The sequence below is a fragment of the Simplicispira sedimenti genome, from assembly GCF_022760965.1.
In the GTDB taxonomy this organism is placed as follows: domain Bacteria; phylum Pseudomonadota; class Gammaproteobacteria; order Burkholderiales; family Burkholderiaceae_C; genus Simplicispira; species Simplicispira sedimenti.
Genome location: NZ_JAKVIJ010000004.1, coordinates 15628 through 36133, shown reverse-complemented (window position 1 = coordinate 36133; position 20506 = coordinate 15628). Strand labels below are relative to the sequence as shown.

Sequence of the window (20506 nt, the reverse complement as noted above, 5' to 3'; positions counted from 1 at the left end):
TGAAACGGTGGGAACAAGCGCTTGATAATGCAAAGCGACTATCCTGTGATCACTGAAACGCAGCATTCCTGCAATGGAAGAAGAGCCCTCCATCCTGGTGGACATCCACCAACTGCGCATCGGCATGTACATCGTGCTCGATCTGGGCTGGCTCAGCCATCCATTTCCGGTCAATCGGTTTCGCATTGCTTCGGATTCTCAACTCGAAATCCTGCGTGAACTCGGGTTGGACAAGGTCCGTTGCATTCCATCGCTGAGTGATTCTGATGCAATGGAAGAGGTGCATGCGCCGGTAAAAAAACCGGGCGTGCAGCCAAGCATTGGTGCTGCGCTCAATGGCAAGGGCCACACCACCCCCGCTCCGGATCTCGCGCAAATCGATGAGCAGCTCAGGCAGCAGCGCGAGCGCCTGGAGGCCTGTGATCGGCGGTTTGTCGAGACGACCCGGCAGTTCCGCAAACTGGCCGAAAACGTGCAGGGCAGTCCGGCCATGGCTCGCATGGAAAGCGAGAATCTGGTCAACGGATGCGTGCAGGAACTGCTGCAATGCAGCGAGTCCACGATTGTGCTGCTGTCCGAGGGCGTGGGGGAGCGCAATGCGCTGCACCCTGTCAACGTCATGGTTCTGTGCCTTCTCATGGGCAAGGCGCAGGGCTTGGAGCCCCAGGCATTGCAGGATCTGGGGATGGCGGCGCTTTTGCATGACATTGGCAAGCTCAAGCTTCCGGCATCCCTGGTGTTGCCTTTCCCTGGTATCCAGCCCATGGATCTGGCCCGCTACCGTGGGCATGTGGGCGAGTCCGTGCTGCTGGGAAAGGCCATGGGTTTGCCCAGTTCGGTGCTGCTGGCCATGGCACAACACCATGAAATGGCCGATGGCAGCGGCTTTCCGCTGCGCATGCGCGGCGAAGAGCTCTGCATGGCTGGGCGCATTCTCGCGCTCGTCAATCACTATGAGCGCCTGTGCAACCCGGCGCGTCCATCCATGGGCATGACGCCCCATGAGGCGCTGTCGGTCATGTTTGCTCAGCAAAAGGAGCTGTTTGACCCCTTGGTGCTCGGGCTGTTCATCCGGATGATGGGTGTGTACCCGCCCGGCTCGGTGGTGCAGTTGGCGAACAACCGCTATGCCTTGGTCGTATCGGTTAATTCCTCGCGCCCACTGCGCCCCAGGGTCATTGTTCATGACCCGCTGGTGCCTCGCGAGAGCGCGCTGGTGCTTGACCTGGAGACGCAGCCAGATCTGGGTATCCGCCGCAGTCTGCGGCCAGGGCAGCTGCCACGGGAGGCGCTGGAATACCTTTCACCGCGTCAGCGCATCTGTTATTTCTTTGAGCGTGCAGTGCATGCCCAGCGTCTGGAGGTGGGTACGTGACGCGTGAGCGCCTGGACGCCCCGCTGCTCAAGGCCTTTGATGGCCTGCAGGAGGGGGTCTGGTTGGTGGATACCCGCCATCGAACCATTCTGTTTTCCAATGCGGTGGCTGCGGCGCTTGTGGGCCTGGATCCGGCGCAACTGGTGGGCGAGCCGGTGCTTCGGTTCGCTTCGACCCCGCAAGACCAGTGCTTCTGGGCCGATGGGGCCGAGGTGCTGGCGCAGGGCTCCCAGTGCCAAACCCAGCTGCAGCGGTGTGACGGTACGCTGGTGCCGGTGGAGCAGCGGGTGGTGGCATGCCCGCAGGATCTGCATGACCAGGCATTGCTTGTCACCTTGACGGACTGTTCGGCACGCGAAGCTGCCGAGCGAGAACTGGAAACTCTGCTGTCGGAGTTGCGCGCCACATTGGACTCTGCGGCCGATGGCATGCTGGTGTGTACGCTGGATGGGCAGATCCGGGCCTTCAACCAGCGCTTTGTGCAGTTGTGGTCGCTGCCACAGTCTCTGCTGGTACAGCGCAATGATGCGGCTTTGCAGGCACACATGGCCCAAAGGGTGAGCGATCCGCAGGCCTACCGTGCTGCCATTCAGGCGCTTGAATGCGATCCGCAGGCCGATGCCTGCGAGGTGCTTGAACTCTGTGATGGAACGTTGCTGGAGCGACGCAGCGTGCCGCAGCGCAGCCATGGGGTGGTGGTGGGGAGGGTGTACTCCTTCCGTGACATCACGCGTGACGTGCAAGCGCAGGCCGCATTGCGACTGGCGGGCCGGGTGTTTGAAGCCAGTCCCTACCCCATCTTCGTGGCGGACGCGCAGCACCACTTGGTCCAGGTCAATCCCGCCTGCGAACGGATCTTGGGTAGGCCGCTGCAGGATGTGCAAGGTGCCCAGATCTTGGATTTGCTGGGGGTGGGCGTGCCACGCCAGTTCATGGAATGTGTGCAGCGTGATTGGGACCATGGCGGTGTATGGAATGGCGAGCTTTGGTTAACCCGCGAAGGCGAGAGCGGCTGCGCTGTGCATCTGTCCTGGGTGGCTCTGCGCGATGGCGATGGGCGGCTTGAACAAAGCATTGGTTTCGTGCGTGATCTGACCCAACAGCACGCAGCACAAAAGCGAATTGACGAACTGGCCTACAGCGACACCCTGACGGGGTTGCCCAACCGATTGCTCTTGTCGCAACGTGTGGAGACAGCCATTCGCACTGCGCGGGCCACGGACCCCGGTTTTGCGATCCTGTTCATGGATCTGGACCGCTTCAAGCTCGTCAATGATTCGTTGGGGCATCAATTCGGTGATCGCGTGCTGAAGGAAGTCGCAGCCCGGCTTCAGACCTGCCTGCGCCAGAGCGACATGCTTTGCCGCATTGGGGGAGACGAGTTCGCCATGTACCTGCACGGCGGCGATGCCAAGGTGGCCGAGCAGGTGGCGCGTCGCCTGCTTGATGTGATGCTGCGTCCCTTTACGCTGGACGGCATGGGCTTCTCCATCCAGTGCAGTATCGGACTGGCGTTGTTCCCGCAGGACGGAGGCACACTGGACGAGCTCATCAAGCAGGCCGACACGGCCATGTACCAGGTCAAGGAGCGGGGGCGGGGGAGCTTTGGGTTTTACCAGCCTCAGATGAGCACCCATCTGCTGGAGCGCATGCAGATGGAGCATGCACTGCGCCAGGCGCTTGCCCATCAGCGACTGAGTGTGCACTACCAGCCCCAGGTGGATCTGGCGACGGGATGCATCGTGGGCGCCGAGGCGCTGCTGCGTTGGACCGACCCGCAGTGGGGCAAGGTGTCGCCAGGGGTGTTCATTCCACTGGCAGAAGAAACGGGCTACATCGTCACGCTGGGTGCATGGGTGTTGGAGCAGTCGGTCGCGCAGGCTGCCCGCTGGGCCCAGGCAGGTCTTGCGGTCATGGTGTCCGTCAATATCTCGGCGCTGGAGATGCGCCAGCCGGACTTTATCGATCGGCTCACCACGCTCCTGCAGGACTACCGCTTACCCCCACACCTGCTGGAACTGGAGTTGACCGAATCGATTCTGCTGCAGGATGCGCAGGAAGCGGCCCAAAGGCTGGAAAAGGTGGCTGCGCTGGGCGTGGCCCTGGCCATTGATGATTTTGGAACCGGCTACTCCAGCTTGGCTTACCTGAAGAATCTTCCCATCCATAAGCTGAAGATAGACCAGTCCTTCGTGCGCGGAATCCCTGGGGATGAGGGAGATCGTGCCATTGTCAGCGCCATCGTGCACCTTGGCCGAGCCCTGCACCTGAGTGTGGTCGCGGAGGGTGTGGAAACCGCCGCCCAACGCCAGGCTTTACAAGCCATGGCCTGTGACTTCTACCAAGGCTACCTGTGCTCAGCGGCACTGCCTTCCGACGACATGACGCTGCTGCTGTCGGAATCCACCCTGCGGCCGCCGGTCCCGCCGGCTCAAACCTCCATCTGAGGGCGCACGGCGCTCTTGGGCCTGAACGCCTTGCACACCGCATCGTGGGTCTGCAGGTAGGGGCCGCCGATCAGATCAATGCAGTAAGGCACCGCCGCAAAAATGCCGGGAACCAGCGGCTGGCCGCTTGCGTCCTTCAGGCCTTCCAGCGTTTCGGCAATGGCCTTGGGTTGGCCGGGCAGGTTGATGATGAGGCTCTGGTGCCGGATCACTGCCACCTGGCGCGACAGGATGGCGGTGGGCACAAAGCGCAGGCTGATCTGGCGCATTTGCTCGCCAAAGCCGGGCATCTCCTTGTGCGCCACGGCCAGCGTGGCTTCGGGGGTCACATCGCGCAGGGCGGGACCCGTGCCGCCCGTGGTCAGCACCAGGCTGCATTGGTGCTGATCCACCAGTTCCATCAGCGTCGCGCTGATGCGCTCTTGCTCGTCGGGAATCAGGCGGGACACAAACTCGATGGGGTTGTGCAGCGCGCGCAGCAGCCAGTCCTGCAAAGCGGGCAGGCCTTTGTCTTCGTACACGCCGGTGCTGGCACGGTCGCTGATGGAGACAATGCCGATGCGCACCGGCGCATGGGAGTGGGCGGCGGCGTCAGTCATTGGGCTCGTCCGCATCGCTGGAAAGGTCTGGCTCCTCGTCGGCCTGGGCACCCAGTTGGGCGCGCAGCAGGGCAAACAGCTCCCGGTATGCGCGGCCCTTGCGTGGGGCCTTGCCTTGGGACTGGGCCACGGCTGCATCGTGCGCGGGCAGTGCGTCCTTGCGCGCCTGACGCACCAGGGCGCGCAGTTGCTGCATGTCGGTGTCCGGAAACTGCGCGATCCATTCGGCCTGGGCGCCGTCGCGGGCGATGAGCTCGTCGCGCCAGTGCTCGGCCTGGTGCAATGCCAGGGTTTCACGCGCCGGGCCGCTGCGCTGTTCGGACAGCGCTTCGCGCACGGCCTCTACGGTGGTTTCGTCGAGTTTGCGCATGAGCTTGCCGACATACTGCATCTGCCGGCGCTTGCCCTCGAAGTTGGTGATGCGTCGGGCTTCGCCCAGGGCCAGCACCAGGGTTTCGGGGAGCTGCAGGCGCTGGAACAGATCAGCGCGCAGGCCGAGCAGGTCTTTGCCCAGCTCCTGCAATTCATCGCTTTCGCGCTTGAGGTCGGTTCTGCTGGTTTCGGTGCCCTTGAGTTCGGCCTTGAGCTGCAGATCCAGCTCGCTGCCTTCGGCAACGAACTGGCCTTTCACGTAGTAGCCTTTTTTGGGTTTGCGTGACATGGTGGATCGGGTGGGGAATGGGGGGCTTGCCGCAGCGGTTGCGTCATGTGCCGGGCGGCGTGTGCAGTGGCAAGTATCATAGCTGCCGCCATGAACCATACGCTTTCTGATACCGGCTTCAGCCATACCCGTGCCCAGTTCGAACACCTGGTGGACCTCGCCTTGCGCCACGCGCACAAGCTGGGCGCCACCGACGCCGGTGCCGAGGCCTCCGAGGGCTGCGGCCTGTCGGTCAGCGTGCGCAAGGGCGAGCTGGAAACTGTGGAACGCAACCGCGACAAGTCGCTGGGCGTGACCGTGTACCTGGGCCACCGCCGTGGCAATGCCAGTACGTCCGATTTTTCCGAGGCCGCCATCGAGCGCACAGTGCAGGCCGCCTACGATATTGCCCGCTTCACCGCCGAAGACCCGGTGGCGGGCCTGCCCGACGCCGACGACATCGCACCTGCCGCCGAGCACCGTGACCTGGACTTGTTCCATCCCTGGCAGATCACCAGTGAGGAGGCCGCGCGCCTGGCACTGGAGTGCGAGGCGGCGGCCTTTGCCACGCACAAGCGCATCACCAACAGCGAAGGCGCAGGCGTGTCTGCGCAGCAAAGCCATTTCTTCAGCGCACACACGCGGGGCTTCCGGGGGGGCTATGCGACCTCGCGCCACAGCATGTCGGTCGCGCCCATCGCATCGTTGCCAGGCAAGCACGGCGAGATGCAGCGCGACGCCTGGTACAGCTCGCAGCGCAGCGCTTCCGAGCTGGCCTCGCCCGCTGCCGTGGGCCGCTATGCCGCCCAGCGCGCCCTGAGCCGCCTGGGCAGTCGCAAGATCCCCACCACCGAATGCCCGGTGCTGTTCGAATCGTCCTTGGCCGCTGGCCTGCTGGGCGCCTACGTGCAAGCCACGAGCGGCGGCGCGCTGTACCGCAAGAGCAGCTTCCTGGTCGATTCGCTGGGCAAGCCGGTGTTTCCCAAGCACATCGACATCCTGGAAGACCCGTTCGCGCTGCGCGGCAAGGGCAGCTCGCCGTTTGACGAGGAGGGCGTGCGCGTGCAGCCGCGCAAGGTGGTGGACGCGGGGCGCGTGCAGGGCTACTTCCTCAGCAGCTACTCGGCGCGCAAGCTGGGCATGAAGACCACCGGCAACGCGGGCGGTTCACACAACCTGGTGCTGACCTCGCGCCGCACGAAGAAGGGCGATGACCTCGAAGCCATGCTGCAAAAGCTCGGCACCGGCCTGTTCGTCATCGAACTCATGGGCCAGGGCGTGAACTACGTGACGGGCGACTACTCGCGCGGCGCCAGCGGCTTCTGGGTGGAGAACGGCCAGATAGCCTTCCCGGTGCACGAGATCACCATCGCCGGCAACCTCAAGACCATGTTCAAAGGCATTGAGGCCGTGGGCGCCGATGCCTACGCCTACGGCGCCAAGACCGTGGGCTCGGTGCTCATCAACCGCATGAAGGTGGCGGGCAGCTGATTGAGCGGCAACGCACCCCTGCGGGCCTGCTTCCGTGATGCGATCCCGGAGATTGCGGAGGCTGCCGCGCTGTTGGACGCGGCGGTAACGGCCCACCTTTTGGGGGACGCGGCGCAGGCGGAGGCCTTGATCCGACGGGCCGACATGCCGCCGGTGGCCGCGTGGGTCGAGTCCATCCTGGGCAAGAACAGCCCCTACGTCGTTATCCAGTCCTCCGGTACCCCCGGCCTTGCGAGCGAGTACCGTGTGGCCGCGCGCATGCCCAATGCGCAGGAGCGTTGCCAACTGCATGTGCGCGATGGATTTCACTGCCGGTTCTGCGGCATTCCGGTCATCCGCGCGGAAGTGCGCGAGCGCATCCAGCGGGCCTATCCCCAGGCGCTGCGCTGGGGCAAGCGCAATGTGGAGCGGCACGCCGCGTTTTTCGCCCTGTGGGCGCAATACGATCACCTGCTGCCGCATGCCCATGGCGGCGGCAATGAACTCTCGAACATCGTCGTCACCTGCGCCGCATGCAACTACGGCCGGGGTGGTTACACCCTGGCCGAGGTCGGTCTCGCCCATCCGCTGGAGCGGCCGCCAGTGCGGTCGGCATGGGATGGGCTGGAACGCTTTGGGCGCAGGCCCACGTGATTGTCAGTAGGCGGTGCCGGGTGTGTGCGTTGACGGTGCACCACCGCTGAACCGGGCGCGCAACTGCCGCGCCGCGTGGGCGAACAGCAGCACGTCCACCCCCACGGCCACGAAGGTGCAGCCCAGCCGCAGGTAGCCCTCGGCCAGCGCCGGGTCGGAGGTGAGGATGCCCGCCGCCTTGCCGCTGGCGACGATGGTGGCGATGGCGCTCTCGATGGCGGCTTGCACCTCCGGGTGGCCGGGGTTGTCGCGGTGGCCCATGGAGGCCGACAGGTCCGCCGGGCCGATGAAGATGCCGTGCACCCCGTCCACGGCGCAGATCTCGCGCAGGTTGCGCATGGCGGTCACCGTTTCGGCCTGCACCAGCAGGCAGATCTCGTCGTCGGCCACGTCCATGTAGTCGGCGCGGGCCGTCCACAGCGAGGAGCGTGCCACGGCGCTGCCCACGCCGCGCACGCCACGCGGCGGGTACTGCGTGGCCGCCGCGATGGCGCGCGCCTGTTCGGCCGTGTCCACCATGGGTACGAGCAGCGATCTGGCGCCAATGTCCAGCACCTGCTTGATGAGCGCCGTGCCATCGTGTGGCACGCGCACCACGGCATGCGAATCGGGGTGGCCCTGGATGGCCTGCAGCGCTGCGAGCGTGCTGCGCAGGTCGTTGGGGGCATGTTCGCCGTCGATCAGCAGCCAGTCGTAGCGCGCCGTGGCGGCCACCTCGGCTAGGTAAGGCTCGGCCATGGAGAGCCACAGGCCGATCTGGGGCTGGCGGGCGGCGAGGGCGGTCTTGAAGGGGTTGTGGGCGGGCATGGGGCGGTTCTTTCTGGGTGGCGGTTGCAAGGGGCACCTTACCCCGTTTTGTGGCGGTTCACAATCAAAAATGCCTGTAGCGCCCGTCCATCAAGCGCCAAAAGCTATTGTTTTAGGAGCATTCGACGTGGATGCCATGGGGGGGCGACGCGGTGGTGCCTGCATCGTCACCCTTGCGCGATGCGCCGAGCAATGGCCTCGCCCACCTGCGTGGTGCTGGCCGTGCCGCCCAAGTCCGGTGTGCGCGGCCCCGTCTTGAGCACCTCCTCAATCGCCGCCACGATGGCGTCGTGCGCCGCGCGGCCCGCGCCTTGACCGTGGGTGAGGAAGTCCAGCATCAGCGCGCCGGACCAGACCATGGCGATCGGGTTGGCGATGTTCTTGCCGTAAATGTCGGGCGCCGAGCCGTGCACCGGCTCGAACAGGCTCGGAAAGCGCCGCTCGGGGTTGAGGTTGGCCGACGGCGCCAGGCCGATGGTGCCCGTGGTGGCGGGGCCCAGGTCGGAGAGGATGTCGCCAAACAGGTTGGTGGCGGCCACCACGTCGAAGCGCCCGGGCTGCAGCACGAAGCGCGCGGTGAGGATGTCGATGTGCTGCTTGTCCAGCGTGACCTCGGGGTAGTGCCGCGCCACATCGTCGGCGCGCTGGTCCCACCAGGGCATGCTGATGGCGATGCCGTTGCTCTTGGTGGCCAGCGTCACATGCTTGCGCGGGCGGCTTTGCGCCAGGTCGAAGGCGAACTTCAGCAGGCGCTCAGCGCCGTGGCGTGAATAGACCGATTCCTGGATGACGATCTCGCGGTCCGTGCCCTCGTACATGATGCCGCCGAGCGATGTGTACTCGCCCTCGGTGTTTTCGCGCACCACGAGGTAGTCGATGTCGCCCGGCTTGCGGCCCGCCAGCGGGCAGGGCACGCCCTCGAACAGGCGCACCGGGCGCAGGTTGATGTACTGGTCGAACTCGCGGCGGAACTTCAGCAGCGAGCCCCACAGCGAAATGTGGTCGGGCACGGTGGCGGGCCAGCCCACGGCGCCGAAGAAGATTGCGTCCATGCCCGAGAGCTGGGCCTTCCAGTCGTCCGGCATCATCTTGCCGTGCTGCAGGTAGTAGTCGCAGTGCGCCCAGTCGAAGGTATGAAATTCCAGCGGCAGGCCGAAGCGCCGGGCGGCGGCCTGCACGGCGCGCAGGCCCTCGGGCATGACTTCCTTGCCGATGCCGTCGCCGGCGATCACGGCAATCTGGTGGGTGCGGGACATGGGTTTCCTTGCGATGAATGGTGTTGCAGGCATTCTTGGGTAGAACACCGGCAAATACAATCGGCCAACTGTTGTCTCATTATTCACGGATCGTGCATAAAACCCCTTCGCCCGACGACCTGCGTGTCTTCACTGCCGTGGTGCGCAAGGCCAGCTTCGCCGAGGCCGCACGCGAGCTGGGCGCCTCGCCCGCTTTCGTGAGCAAGCGCATCCGTCTGCTCGAAGAGGACCTGGCGGTGAAGCTGCTGCACCGCACCACGCGCCGCGTGGCAGTGACGGAGGAGGGCGAGCGCGTGTTCCACTGGGCGCTGCGCATCCTTGATGACATGGATCAGTTGCTGCAAGAAGTGGCCGTGACCCGGCGCGAACCGCGCGGCCTGCTGCGCGTGAGCACCAGCTTCGGCTATGGCCGCCAGGTGGTGGCACCCATGCTGTCGCAACTGGTGCAGCGCCACCCCGGCCTGCAGGTGCGGCTGGAGGTGTTCGACCGCCTGGTGGACGTGGCGGGCGAGGGCTTCGACCTCGACGTGCGCGTGGGCGACGAGATCGCGCCGCACCTGATCGCGCGGCGCCTGGCCGACAACCACCGCGTGCTCTGCGCGGCCCCGGCCTACCTGGAGCGGCGCGGCGCGCCGCGCACATTGACCGAGCTGCAAGGCCACGACTGCCTGGTGATCAAGGAGCGCGACCACCCGTTCGGCGTATGGCGCCTGCGCAGCGGCGCCCAGGAGCAGGCGGTGAAGGTGCGCGGCCCGCTCTCGGCCAACCATGGCGAGATGGCGGTGCAGTGGGCCGTGGACGGGCACGGCATCGTGCTGCGCTCGCTGTGGGACGTGGCGACGCTGCTGCACGCCGGGCAACTGGTGCAGGTGCTGCCCGAGTGGCGCCAGGAGGCCAACATCTGGGCCGTGTACCCCACGCGGCTGGAGCGCTCGGCCAAGGTGCGGGTGTGCGTGGATTTTCTGCAGGAGCACTTTCGCACCGGGTGGATGGCGCAGGGTGCTGGCACCGACGCAAGAACACCGGTTTAGAGAAGAAACAGCCTCCAGCGCCCGTCTGGCAAGCGTTGGTAGCTATCAAAAAGTGACTGATTAACCGGTGGAGGGGCAAAACCGGCAAGGCGTACCAGGTGCTGGCGGCAGGTGCGCCGCTTGCTTGGTACGGGAGTATTCCGGTGATTGGGTGCTGTCAGACGGCTGAACTGCAAACCTCGCCCTCGGGGCTGTCGTGCGGGCTGTCGTGCAATTGCACCCGATTGCCGCCCGCACTCTTCGCTTCGTACATGGCACGGTCACCCAGGCGCATCAGTTCATGCTCGGTTCCTGCGTGTTCCGGGTAGATGGCGATGCCGATGCTGGCTGAGATGCACAGCTCGATTCCCTCGGGCGTAGTGCAAGGCCCTGCCAAAGCTGCACAGATTTTTTCTGCCACGGCCAGGGCAGCGGGGCCCGATGGGATGTCGGGCAACAGCACCAGGAATTCGTCCCCGCCCACGCGTGCCGCCGTGTCGGACGCGCGCAGGCAACCCATCAGGCGTTTTGCCACAGTCTGCAGCATGAAATCACCTGCCTCGTGCCCGTAGGTGTCGTTGATGGGCTTGAATTTGTCCAGATCCACAAACATCAAGGCGACCGACGAGGAGGTGCGCTGAGCACGCTTCAAGGCCTGGCCCAATCGGTCACCGAACAAGCGCCGGTTGGGCAATTGCGTCAGGGTGTCGAAAAACGCCAACTGGTTGACTTCCTGCTCCAGTCGCTTGCGTTCGGTGATGTCGCGCAGTACAGCCACGTGGTGGGTGACCTGCCCGGTACCGTCCTTGACGGCGGTGATGGTGATCTGCTCGGGGTACACCTCGCCGTTCTTGCGTTGGCTCCAGAGCTCGCCGTGCCACATGCCTGTGGCTTGGATCGTTGCCCCTATGGCATCGTAGAAATCGGGCGGGTGCCGATCGGACCGCAGTACGCGCGGCGTCTTGCCGATGACCTCGTGTGGTGCGTAGCCCGAGATCTGGCTGAAGGCATGGTTCACCCGCAAGATGGTCTTGTGGGCATCGGTCACGATCATGCCGTCTTGCGACTCGAAGGCGATGGCCGCAATCTGCAAGTCCAGCTCGGTGCGCTTGCGCTCCGAAATGTCCCGTGTCACGCCCAGAAAATTGACGAACTCGCCTGCCTCGTTGTACATGCAGGAGAACCGCACCTCGGTCCAGACCGTACCGCCGTGTTTGCACGGCTGCTCCAGCTCTGCACGGAAGTCCGGGGCCTTCTGGTGGGCCTGGATCGCTTCCAGGGCCCGCGCCATTCCTGCCTGTGCGATTTTGGCGCTGGCGGGCGTGAGCGCCTGGTCAATCGTCTGCTGCATGGCTTCGGCCACGGTGTAGCCTCGCAGCCGTTCCACGGACGGGCTCACGTAGGTGTTGCGCCCGTGGAGGTCCATGGTCCAGATCACGTCGGACGCGTTGTCGGCCAGAAAGCGGTGCCGCTCTTCAGAAAGCCGCAAGGCCTCGCGGGTCTCCTGGCTGGCCGTCAGGGCTGCCTGGAGCTTGCGGTTGTTCCGATAGATGTACAGCGCCACCAGTACGGCCAATCCCAGCAAGGCCAGCAAGGCATACACGCGGGCCCAGTCGATGCCTTGCTGTACTCGGATGGCTATGTGCTGGTTGGCAATGGCCTGGCGCTCCTGGGGCGTGATGGTCTGAATGCCCTTGTCCAGAATGGAGCGCAATACCGGCTCGTCTTTCAACACGCCCATGCGCAAATGGTTGGTGTATTCGGGGATCTGGCCGGAAATCTTGAGATTGAAAAGCCCCTCCGTTTTGATCGCATGGGCGGCCACAATCAGCGAGCGAATGGTCATGTCCGCCTGGCGCTCGGAGACCAGCTTCATGGATTCTGGTTCGCTGGCGGTCAGCACCACGCTCAAATTCGGGAAATCACGGCGCACGCGCTCCTCGACCATGGTGCCCCGCGGCAGGGCAACGCTTTTGCCCTTCAGTCCTTTCAGATCGCCAATGAAATCATGCTCCTCGCGGGTGATGATGACGTTCGGGTCGGAAAAAATCGGCGCAGTAAAAATCAGCCAGGCATCGCGGGCGGGCGACTGGTTGAGAAAACTCATGACCTGGCAGCGCTTGCCCTGGGACGCTGCCAGGCTTTCGTCCCAATCCTTGACGGGAAGGAGTTCAATGCGCAGCCCCACCCGCTGCGCGACCAGTTGCACCAGATCGGCCGCAATGCCCTCGTGCTGCCCCTGCGCGTTGATCCGCTCAAAGGGGGCCCAGTCGGGATCCACGCACATCTTGATCGCGCTTGCCTTGGCGATGTAGGCCTTTTCAGCCGGGGTGAATTCAATGGACGTGGCAGCGGTGGCGGTGCTGGGTGCGTTGGCCCAGGCGATCGAACTGACGGCCCACAACAGAACAGCGGCGAGCGCTTGCAACGAAACAACGAGAGGATGGCCCGGGCGCATGCGGAGGGGGTTCGAAGGGTTGTTCGTTCAGCCCGAATGTCACCAATGGTAAGCGATGGCCCAAGCCCACAGGCCATGCATTGATTGGCACGAAGGCATGTGCATCAGAGCGGCTGGATCCGTCCTCTTTGGGGGCGATTCACCACCCTGGCCGATGCAGGCTTGGTTTTGGAAACTGCAAGCAAAAATAGCCGCCACCGCCCGTCTGGTAAGCGGTGGCAGCTATCAAAAAGATACTGCTCAGAGGATGGTGGAGGCTTGTCAGCCCGCCAGCGCGGCCTTCACGGCGGCAGACACCTGGCCCATGTCGGCCTTGCCCGCCAGGCGCGTCTTGACCACGCCCATGACTTTGCCCATGTCGCCCGGGCCCTTGGCGCCCACCTCGGCCACGATGGCTTGGACGGCCGCGATCACCTCGGCTTCCGACATGCGCGCGGGCAGGTAGGCCTGCAGCACGGCCATCTCGGCCTTCTCCTTGTCGGCCAGGTCCTGGCGGCCCGCGCCCTCGAAGGCGGCGATGCTGTCCTTGCGCTGCTTGATGAGCTTGTCCACGATGGCGACGATGGCCACGTCGTCGAGCGTGACGCGCTCGTCCACTTCCTTCTGCTTCATCGCGGCCTGCAGCAGGCGGATGGTGCCCAGGCGCTCGCTGTCCTTGGCGCGCATGGCGGTTTTCATGTCTTCGGTGATCTGGTCCTTGAGGCTCATGGCGGCTTCCTTTTATTGGGTTAGGCTGAGACGGAGGGTTTGCACAAAGCCCCTCTGGCTAGGCGCCGCGCCGCAGGCAGTAGTGCTGCTACGACAAGGCGCTGCAACGACGCCAGAGGGGCTTTGTGCAGACCCGAAAAACAAAAACCCGCGCTTGGCGTCCCTAGCGCGGGTTTGGTGGCTGTCCGAGGACGGGCCGGGCTGTGCTTAGTACAGCTTCTTGGGCAGCTGCATGCTGCGCACGCGCTTGTAGTGGCGCTTGACGGCGGCGGCCTTCTTGCGCTTGCGCTCAGCGGTGGGCTTTTCGTAGAACTCGCGGGCGCGCAGATCGGTCAGCAGGCCCAGCTTTTCGATGGTGCGCTTGAAGCGGCGCAGGGCAACGTCAAAGGGCTCGTTCTCTTTTACACGGATGGTGGTCATTAGCTAATGTTTTCCAAAATGTGCCCGCAGAGGGTCACCAGGAAGATCGGGCCTGGTGACCGTGCGTGGCGGGTTTCCCCGTCTCAGTCAGTGACTGTAACTAGTATTTGGCCGACGGGGCTAGTGCCAGCAAAGCCGAGGATTATAGCCGTTGCCAGGCAAACATCAAGCGGCCAGCGCCTGCGCGCAGGCGAATGCGCTGGCCCAGGCCCACTGGAAGTTGTATCCACCCAGCCAGCCCGTCACGTCCACCACCTCGCCAATGAAGTACAGCCCCGGCTGGGCCTTGCATTCCATGGTCTGCTGCGAGAGGGCGCGCGTGTCGATGCCGCCCAGCGTGACCTCGGCCTTCTTGTAGCCCTCGGTGCCGGTGGGCGTGAGCTCCCAGCGCGCCATCTGCTCGGCTAACCGGGCCAACGCCTTGTCGGAGGCTTCGTTGATGGGGCGCTGCCAGTCGGCGTCCCGTCCGGACCAGGCGTCGGCCAGGCGGCTGGGCACGAGCTGGGCCAGCTCGTTGGCAATCCGCTTGCGAGAGCGGGCCTTGGCCTGCGCCAGGGCCTCCTGTAGATTGACCGTGGGCGCCAGGTTGATGTCCAGGGGCGAGCCCTCCTGCCAGTAGCTGGAGATCTGCAGCACGGCCGGGCCCGACAGGCCCCGGTGCGTGAACAGCAGATCCTCGTCGAAGGCCATGCGGGCCTTCTTGCTGCCGGTACTGATCTGCACCGGCAGGGCCAGCCCGGCGAGCTGCGCCCACGGCGCCCAGGCTTCGCCGTCGAAGGTCAGCGGCACCAGGCCGGGGCGGCGCTCCACCAGCGGTACGCCGAATTGCTGCGCCACCCGGTAGCCGAAATCCGTGGCGCCGATCTTGGGGATGGACAGCCCGCCCGTCGCCACCACGAGGCTGCGCGCCCGCACGGGCCCCCGATCGGTATCGATTTGATAGCTGCCAGCGCCCATTCCATCGGCCTCAGAGGCCAAAAAAGCTACTTTTTTGACACTGCAGGGCTGCCAGCGCTCCACACCGCCAGCCTCGCATTCGGCCAGCAGCATGGCGATGAGGTCCTCGGCTGAACGGTCGCAGAACAACTGGCCCTTGTGCTTCTCGTGGAAAGGGATGGCGTGTTTCTGCACCAGCGCGATGAAGTCGGCGGGTGTGTAGCGCGAGAGCGCCGAGCGGCAGAACTGCGGGTTCTGCCCCACAAAGTGCTTGTGCGGCGCCGCCGGGTCCAGGTCGCGGTTGGTGAAGTTGCAGCGCCCCCCGCCCGAGATGCGGATCTTCTCGGCCACCGCCTCGGCATGGTCGATGAGCAGCACCTTGAGGCCGCGCTGGCCGGCCTGGCCTGCGCAAAACAAACCAGCGGCGCCAGCGCCGATGATGACAACGTCAAAAAGTGATGTGCGCATGGACGCTGCGGATTGTAGGGCGCCATTCCTATGCGGCGCGGTAGCATGATGTCTTCATCGTCCGAGGGTTGCCCCATGAATTCGCTTCGCTACGCCGCCTGCATCCTGGCACTGGGCCTGGTGCCCCCGGCCTGGGCCATCAACAAATGCACGGATGCCCAGGGCAAGGTGTCGTTTCAGGACTTCTAAAGAGGGGGCATTTGGCGAAACCTGGCGGCGCAAGCAGTATCTGCAGTCCCAGGGCATTCCGCAGGCGCGCGCAGCCTTGGAGCGCAACCAGCGCGAATGCGCGGCGGCACCGGCAGAAGCTGTTGCCCACGCGGGGCCTCTGCGGCGTGGCAACCTCCCCCAAGGCTCCCAGTTCGTGCAAGAGCAGGAGGCCGCTGGCGCCAAGGACAAGGCGGCCTGCGAGGCACGCTCCGAGGAGCTGCGCCAGCAGCTCAAGGCGCTGGAGAAGGAACTGGAAGGACTCTGAACCGGCACGCACAGAACCTCGCGTGCGGCCTCAGGCGCCCGCTGCAGGGGTGCTGCAGGGGGGGCGTCGAGTGCTTTTGGGGCGCTCAGGCGGCGGGGTGCCGCGTCAGGTTCCGCGCGCTCTGGCCGTGCAGCGCCGCCAGCCCGCGCAGCACCTCACCCACAACGATGACGCTCGGGCTGCCCAGCCCTTCGTGCGCAATGGTGTCGGCCAGTTGGTCCAGCGTGGCCGTGGCATGGCGTTGCTGGGGCAGGCTGGCGTGCTGGATCACGGCCACGGGCGTGTCTGCGCTGAGCCCTTGCAGCAGCCCTTCCTGGAGTGGGCGCGCGCCGCTCATGCCCATGTAGATGACGAGCGTGAGCCGCGCTTGCTGCGCGGTGTGGGCCAGCAGCGCCCAGTCGGGGCAGGGACCGCCGGGGCGCACGTGGCCGGTGATGAACAGCACCCCTTGCGCGTGGTCGCGGTGCGTGAGCGGCACGCCCAGTGCCGTGGGCCCGGCCAGCCCGGCGGTGATGCCGTTGACCACCTCCACCGCCGCGCCCGCAGCGCGCAGGTGCTCGGCCTCTTCGCCGCCGCGCCCAAAGATGAACGGGTCGCCCCCCTTGAGGCGCACCACATGCTCGCCCTCGTGCACCGCCATGAGCATGAGCGTTTCGATGAAGGCCTGCGGCGTGCTCTTGCAGCCGCCGCGCTTGCCTACGCGCACGACGCGTGCGCTGCGCGGCGCCAGGGCGATGATGGCTTCGCTGACCAGGTCGTCCACCAGCAGCACGGTGGCCGACTCGATGGCGCGCACGGCCTTGAGGGTGAGCAGTTCGGGGTCGCCCGGCCCGGCGCCCACCAGGGTGCAGCGGCCGTGCGTGTCAGTGGGGTGCGGGTGGTGCGGTTGGGCGGTGGACAGCATGCGCGGGCTCCGTGGTCATCTGCGCTGCGAGACGCAAGATGTGTTCCACCTGCTGCGCAATCGGTGCCGGCACCGGCTGAGCGCCGTCCAGCACGCTGCGGATCCATGCGGCGGTGTGGGCCGCGTCAATGGCCGTGGGCAAGGAGGGCAGGGCCGCCAGGGGGCCCCCCTGCGCATCCTGCACCCGCTGGGGCTGTCCGTGCAGGAAGGCATCCATCTGCGGCGTGCGGCGCGGGTCGGCCACGGGTTCGCCCTCGGTGCCGCGCAGCAGCAAGGCACAGGCGCCGGTCAGCGCAAAGGTGGCAGCCATGGATTGGGCGTATTCCGGGTGGGTGTAGCTGCCCACCACGATGCTGCGCAGGCCCTGGTGGGCCAGCGGGTCCAGCAGCTTGACCAGGCTGTGTGCGCTGTTGCGCAGGCCCAGCACGCGGCGCACCTGCAGCAGGCGTTCCAGGCCGGGCAGCAGCAGCGCCGTGGGCGCATAGGCCACGCTGCCGGGGGCGGGGGTTCGCAAGACCTGCTGCGGCGCCATGCCCAGGTGGGCCAACACGTCGGCACTGCTGGCGCGCCGCTCCTCGGTGGCGCTGCCATGCACCAGCACGCACAGTCCCTGGCGCGCCAACAGCAGCGCCAGCAGCGGGGTCAGCAGTGGCAGCTTACGGGCGCCGTTGTAGCTGGGCAGCACCACCAGGGGGCGCTCGGGTGCAGCCAGGCGTGGCAGCCGCTGGTGGATGGCGTCCAGAAAGCCCGCCATTTCTTCGGGCGTTTCGCCCTTGACGCGCATGGCAATGCAGAAGGCGCCCACCTCCAGGTCGCTGGCCGTGCCGTCCAGCACCTGGCCCAGCAGGTCGGCGGCCTGGGTGCGGTCCAGGGAGCGTGCGCCCTCTTTGCCGCGTCCGATGTCTTTGAGGTAGTGGCTGATGGCCATGGTGCGTGGTCTGGAATGAAAACAGCAAGGGTGCCGATTGTGCTGTGAAAGCGCCGCCCCCTGCAGGCACTGGGCCTTGTCAGCGCAGGCTGTGCACCACGCCCAGGAGCAGCACCACCGCCAACCCCAGTAGCAGCGAAAGAGCGCGCCAGAACACCAGCGGGTGGCGCTCGGTCAGCGGCAGGCGGTGTTGGCGCAGGTAGGCTGCACCTGGGTGATGCAGGTCGTGCACGAATTCGGTGAGCGCCTGCTGGCGTTTGTGCGGCTGGGGGTGCACGGCACGTTCGAGCACGGCGTCCATCCATGCGGGAATGGGGCGGTGCTCGTCCAGCGCGCTGCGGTACTGCAGGCGGCGCAGGTCGGCGGGCGTGCGCACAGCGGCGCCCTGGCTGCCGTAGGGCAGGCGGCCGGTCAGCATCTGGTAGGTGAGCACGCCCAGGGCATACAGGTCGGCGCTGGGCGTGGGGGCTTCGCCCAGCAGGCATTCGGGGGCGGTGTAGTGCAGATGGCCCAGCACCGGCGGGCTCTCCCCAGCGGGTTGGGCCTCGGTCAGTCCGGCCACCTGCACGGCGCCAAAGTCGATGATCTTGACCGTGCCCTGGGCGTCGATCAGCACGTTCTCGGGGCGCAGGTCCAGGTGCAGCATCTCGCGCCGGTGAAAGGCCTGCAGCCCGCGCGCCACCTGGCCCACGATGTCTCGCACCTCCACCAGGCTGGGGCGGGGATGGTCGGTCATCCACTGCGCCAGGGTCTGGCCGCTCACATGCTCCATGGCCACGAACAGGTGCTCGCGCGTGCGGGGCTGCGCACCGTCGGCCGGGCGCAGCACATGGGGGCTATCGATGCGCCGCGCAATCCATTCCTCCAGCACAAAGCGGTCGAGAAAGGCCTGGTCTTCCTGCCGGTCGATGGACGGGGTCTTGATGACCACCTGGCGGCCGCTGCCTGGCTCGGTGGCCAGGTACACGTGGCTGCGGTGGCTGGCGTGCAGCTCGCGCACGATCTCGTAGCCCTCGAACTGCTGGCGTGCCGACAGCACCGGCGGCAGGCGCAGCTGGGCGCGCTGGTGCTGCATCTCGCTGGCGTCGGCCGGGGCCACGCGGTCGATGGCGACGATCTGTACCGTGCAGTTGTCCGGGCTGCCGTTCTCCAGGGCCTGCTGCACGATGCTGCGTGCAGCGGCGTCCAGGTCGGGGGCATGCGTGGCAATGGCCTGCACGATGGCACCGGGCAGCATGTGCTCGTGCACGCCGTCGGTGCTCAGCACAAACATGTCGCCCGCGTCCACCGGCAGACTGCGGTAATCGATCTCGGTCTGGGGCTGCACGCCCAGCGCGCGGCCCAGGTAGCTGCGCCCGTCGGTCATGCACACGCGGTGGTCTTCGGTGAGCTGCTCCAGCGTGCGGCCTTGCACGCGGTGGATGCGCGTATCGCCCACATGGAACAGGTGCGCCGTGGCCCCCTTCACGATGAGCGCGCTCAGCGTGCAGACGTAGCCCCGGTCCTGGTCAAAGCGGTAGGGGCTGCGCCGCGTTTGCGCATGCAGCCACGAGTTGGTGGCTGCGATCACGCACTGGGCCGAGCGCTTGACGCTCCAGGCGTCCGAGGTGCAGTAGTAGTCCACCAGCAGCGCATGCACGGCGGCGGCCGCGGCCACGTCGCTGACATCGCTGCTGCCAATGCCGTCGGCCAGCGCCACGGCCACGCCCTTGCTCTGGCGCTGCGGCCCGTCGGGCAGGCATGCGCCGTGAAAGTCCTGGTTGACGCTTTTGCGCCCCGCATCGGAATGCTGGCCGACACGCACCTGCAGCAGGGTTGACGTTGGCATATCAGTTATCCATTCCGCGAACGCATCACCCGCAGCGCATGAAACCGGCGCGCCCCAAACGAGGGCTCCCGCGCAAGGGCCGCCCCGCCGCGCCGGGAGCGTCCCCCCTCCCGAATCGCGCAGCGATTCGAGAGAGGGGGGAAGGCGCCGAAGGCGACTCAGGGGGGTGTTTCACTTCATGCCAGGTTGCGCTTGGGTGCCGTGCGCACGTGGGTGGCGTACAGCGTGAGGCCGGTGAACGCCAGGCCGCCCACCAGGTTGCCCAGCACCACGGGGATTTCGTTCCAGAGGAAGTAATCCATGATGGAGAAGTTGCCGCCCATCATCAGGCCCGAGGGGAACAGGAACATGTTGACCACTGAATGTTCGAAAGTCATGGCAAAGAACACCATGATGGGCATCCACATCGCGATGACCTTGCCGCTCACGGTGGTGGAGATCATGGCGCCGACCACGCCCGTGGACACCATCCAGTTGCACAGCATGCCGCGGATGAAGATGGTGATCCAGCCCATGAGGCCGTACTGCGCATAGCCCAGGGTGCGCGCTTCGCCGATGTGGCCGATCTTCTGCCCGATCTCGTTGGGTGGCACCGAGAAGCCGTAGGTGAAGATGAACGCCATCATGAAGGCCACCGTGAGTGCCCCCAGAAAGTTGCCCAGAAACACCAGCCCCCAATTGCGCAGGATGCCTTGGACGGTGACGCCGGGGCGCTTGTCCAGCCAGGCCAGCGGGGTCAGCACAAACACGCCCGTCAGCAGGTCGAACCCCAGCAGGTAGAGCATGCAAAAGCCCACCGGGAACAGGATGGCGCCGACCAATGCCGAGCCTGTCATCACCGTGGCGGTGACGGCAAACACCGCCGCCAGTGACAGGATGGCGCCGGCCATGTAGGCACGGATCAGCGTATCGCGCGTGGACATGTAGATCTTGGATTCGCCGGCGTCCACCATCTTGGTGACGAATTCGGCGGGGATGAGGTAGGCCATGGTGTGTGCTCCAGGTTGCGATGCGGTTTTGTGGTGCGTGGTGGCAGCGGGGCTGTCCCTCCACGGCTTGCACTCTGTTCAGCAAACTGCGTGCCAAGCCGGTGCGCCGGGCGTGGGGCCTGCATGCAGCCACC

The 20506-nt window shown here is 65.8% G+C and carries 18 protein-coding genes; 6 read left to right on the top strand and 12 right to left on the bottom strand.

The annotated features are described in order from the left end of the window. Positions 1 to 73: 73 nt before the first annotated feature. A complete protein-coding gene (locus MJ602_RS05745; protein WP_243019935.1) occupies positions 74 to 1375 on the top strand; it encodes a cyclic di-GMP phosphodiesterase in 1302 nt (433 codons plus the stop codon). Next, positions 1372 to 3822 (top strand): sensor domain-containing protein, encoded by a 2451-nt coding sequence (locus MJ602_RS05740; protein WP_243019934.1) that lies wholly within the window; start codon positions 1372 to 1374, stop codon positions 3820 to 3822. Before MJ602_RS05745 ends, MJ602_RS05740 begins: the two co-directional genes overlap by 4 nt. On the opposite strand, the gene mog is transcribed toward MJ602_RS05740, so the two are convergent. Both mog and yjgA read right to left on the bottom strand, forming a co-directional pair. Next, positions 3807 to 4421: a molybdopterin adenylyltransferase gene (gene mog, locus MJ602_RS05735; protein ID WP_243019933.1), complete on the bottom strand. Its 615-nt coding sequence runs from the start codon at positions 4419 to 4421 to the stop codon at positions 3807 to 3809. The two genes, MJ602_RS05740 and mog, sit on opposite strands and share 16 nt — an antisense overlap. Next, on the bottom strand, positions 4414 to 5082 hold the full coding sequence (yjgA, locus tag MJ602_RS05730) for a ribosome biogenesis factor YjgA (protein WP_162015629.1): 669 nt from the start codon (positions 5080 to 5082) through the stop codon (positions 4414 to 4416). Before yjgA ends, mog begins: the two co-directional genes overlap by 8 nt. Before the next feature lie 90 nt (positions 5083 to 5172). Between yjgA and pmbA the strand changes: the two genes are divergently transcribed. Together pmbA and MJ602_RS05720 are read left to right on the top strand one after the other, a co-directional pair. After that, positions 5173 to 6552, top strand: a complete 1380-nt coding sequence (pmbA, locus tag MJ602_RS05725; protein ID WP_243019932.1) for a metalloprotease PmbA — start codon at positions 5173 to 5175, stop codon at positions 6550 to 6552. Between the two features lie 126 nt (positions 6553 to 6678). Next, positions 6679 to 7185 carry an HNH endonuclease gene (locus MJ602_RS05720; RefSeq protein WP_243019931.1) on the top strand — a complete coding sequence of 169 codons (507 nt, stop codon included), beginning with the start codon at positions 6679 to 6681 and terminating at the stop codon, positions 7183 to 7185. A 3-nt stretch (positions 7186 to 7188) separates the two neighbouring features. Here MJ602_RS05720 and MJ602_RS05715 read toward each other — a convergent pair whose 3' ends face one another. Both MJ602_RS05715 and MJ602_RS05710 read right to left on the bottom strand, forming a co-directional pair. Then, positions 7189 to 7992 carry an aldolase/citrate lyase family protein gene (locus MJ602_RS05715; RefSeq protein WP_243019930.1) on the bottom strand — a complete coding sequence of 268 codons (804 nt, stop codon included), beginning with the start codon at positions 7990 to 7992 and terminating at the stop codon, positions 7189 to 7191. 167 nt (positions 7993 to 8159) lie between these two features. Continuing rightward, the gene (locus MJ602_RS05710) at positions 8160 to 9248 is read right to left on the bottom strand and encodes a tartrate dehydrogenase (RefSeq protein ID WP_243019929.1); all 1089 of its coding nucleotides are present in this window, start codon (positions 9246 to 9248) and stop codon (positions 8160 to 8162) included. 92 nt (positions 9249 to 9340) lie between these two features. Between MJ602_RS05710 and MJ602_RS05705 the strand changes: the two genes are divergently transcribed. Further along, positions 9341 to 10279 (top strand): LysR substrate-binding domain-containing protein, encoded by a 939-nt coding sequence (locus tag MJ602_RS05705; RefSeq protein ID WP_243019928.1) that lies wholly within the window; start codon positions 9341 to 9343, stop codon positions 10277 to 10279. A 157-nt stretch (positions 10280 to 10436) separates the two neighbouring features. Here the strand turns inward: MJ602_RS05705 and MJ602_RS05700 are convergent, their stop codons facing one another. From MJ602_RS05700 to MJ602_RS05685, 4 genes are all read right to left on the bottom strand, one after another. Further along, complete coding sequence (locus MJ602_RS05700; protein ID WP_243019927.1) at positions 10437 to 12662, bottom strand: diguanylate cyclase domain-containing protein; 2226 nt, start codon at positions 12660 to 12662, stop codon at positions 10437 to 10439. A 315-nt stretch (positions 12663 to 12977) separates the two neighbouring features. Next, complete coding sequence (locus tag MJ602_RS05695; RefSeq protein ID WP_162015634.1) at positions 12978 to 13424, bottom strand: GatB/YqeY domain-containing protein; 447 nt, start codon at positions 13422 to 13424, stop codon at positions 12978 to 12980. A 207-nt stretch (positions 13425 to 13631) separates the two neighbouring features. Beyond that, a complete protein-coding gene (gene rpsU / locus MJ602_RS05690) occupies positions 13632 to 13844 on the bottom strand; it encodes a 30S ribosomal protein S21 (protein ID WP_007833691.1) in 213 nt (70 codons plus the stop codon). A 165-nt stretch (positions 13845 to 14009) separates the two neighbouring features. Continuing rightward, positions 14010 to 15248, bottom strand: coding sequence for a BaiN/RdsA family NAD(P)/FAD-dependent oxidoreductase (locus MJ602_RS05685; protein WP_243019926.1), 1239 nt, complete (start codon positions 15246 to 15248; stop codon positions 14010 to 14012). Between the two features lie 75 nt (positions 15249 to 15323). Here MJ602_RS05685 and MJ602_RS05680 point away from each other — a divergent pair, with 75 nt between their 5' ends. Then, positions 15324 to 15437 (top strand): DUF4124 domain-containing protein, encoded by a 114-nt coding sequence (locus tag MJ602_RS05680; RefSeq protein ID WP_243019925.1) that lies wholly within the window; start codon positions 15324 to 15326, stop codon positions 15435 to 15437. A gap of 371 nt (positions 15438 to 15808) precedes the next feature. On the opposite strand, the gene cobA is transcribed toward MJ602_RS05680, so the two are convergent. The 4 genes from cobA to MJ602_RS05660 all read right to left on the bottom strand — a co-directional run bounded on the left by cobA (position 15809) and on the right by MJ602_RS05660 (position 20372). Then, positions 15809 to 16627 (bottom strand): uroporphyrinogen-III C-methyltransferase, encoded by an 819-nt coding sequence (gene cobA / locus MJ602_RS05675; RefSeq protein WP_243019924.1) that lies wholly within the window; start codon positions 16625 to 16627, stop codon positions 15809 to 15811. Beyond that, positions 16587 to 17555 (bottom strand): DNA-binding protein YbiB, encoded by a 969-nt coding sequence (gene ybiB / locus MJ602_RS05670; RefSeq protein WP_243019923.1) that lies wholly within the window; start codon positions 17553 to 17555, stop codon positions 16587 to 16589. The genes cobA and ybiB overlap by 41 nt, the downstream gene beginning before the upstream one ends. A gap of 79 nt (positions 17556 to 17634) precedes the next feature. Next, positions 17635 to 19383, bottom strand: coding sequence for a bifunctional protein-serine/threonine kinase/phosphatase (locus tag MJ602_RS05665; RefSeq protein ID WP_243019922.1), 1749 nt, complete (start codon positions 19381 to 19383; stop codon positions 17635 to 17637). Positions 19384 to 19559: 176 nt separating this feature from the next. Next, the gene (locus MJ602_RS05660; protein ID WP_243019921.1) at positions 19560 to 20372 is read right to left on the bottom strand and encodes a formate/nitrite transporter family protein; all 813 of its coding nucleotides are present in this window, start codon (positions 20370 to 20372) and stop codon (positions 19560 to 19562) included. Positions 20373 to 20506: the final 134 nt, after the last annotated feature.

What these genes read in the sequence shown, in the direction of transcription:
- rpsU (WP_007833691.1), bottom strand. Translation starts at nt 13,844, where the DNA reads ATGACCACCATCCGTGTAAAAGAGAACGAGCCCTTTGACGTTGCCCTG.
- MJ602_RS05745 (WP_243019935.1), top strand. Translation starts at nt 74, where the DNA reads ATGGAAGAAGAGCCCTCCATCCTGGTGGACATCCACCAACTGCGCATC.
- mog (WP_243019933.1), bottom strand. Translation starts at nt 4,421, where the DNA reads ATGACTGACGCCGCCGCCCACTCCCATGCGCCGGTGCGCATCGGCATT.
- MJ602_RS05660 (WP_243019921.1), bottom strand. Translation starts at nt 20,372, where the DNA reads ATGGCCTACCTCATCCCCGCCGAATTCGTCACCAAGATGGTGGACGCC.
- MJ602_RS05715 (WP_243019930.1), bottom strand. Translation starts at nt 7,992, where the DNA reads ATGCCCGCCCACAACCCCTTCAAGACCGCCCTCGCCGCCCGCCAGCCC.
- pmbA (WP_243019932.1), top strand. Translation starts at nt 5,173, where the DNA reads ATGAACCATACGCTTTCTGATACCGGCTTCAGCCATACCCGTGCCCAG.
- cobA (WP_243019924.1), bottom strand. Translation starts at nt 16,627, where the DNA reads ATGCTGTCCACCGCCCAACCGCACCACCCGCACCCCACTGACACGCAC.
- MJ602_RS05710 (WP_243019929.1), bottom strand. Translation starts at nt 9,248, where the DNA reads ATGTCCCGCACCCACCAGATTGCCGTGATCGCCGGCGACGGCATCGGC.
- MJ602_RS05695 (WP_162015634.1), bottom strand. Translation starts at nt 13,424, where the DNA reads ATGAGCCTCAAGGACCAGATCACCGAAGACATGAAAACCGCCATGCGC.
- MJ602_RS05665 (WP_243019922.1), bottom strand. Translation starts at nt 19,383, where the DNA reads ATGCCAACGTCAACCCTGCTGCAGGTGCGTGTCGGCCAGCATTCCGAT.
- MJ602_RS05680 (WP_243019925.1), top strand. Translation starts at nt 15,324, where the DNA reads ATGAATTCGCTTCGCTACGCCGCCTGCATCCTGGCACTGGGCCTGGTG.
- ybiB (WP_243019923.1), bottom strand. Translation starts at nt 17,555, where the DNA reads ATGGCCATCAGCCACTACCTCAAAGACATCGGACGCGGCAAAGAGGGC.
- yjgA (WP_162015629.1), bottom strand. Translation starts at nt 5,082, where the DNA reads ATGTCACGCAAACCCAAAAAAGGCTACTACGTGAAAGGCCAGTTCGTT.
- MJ602_RS05685 (WP_243019926.1), bottom strand. Translation starts at nt 15,248, where the DNA reads ATGCGCACATCACTTTTTGACGTTGTCATCATCGGCGCTGGCGCCGCT.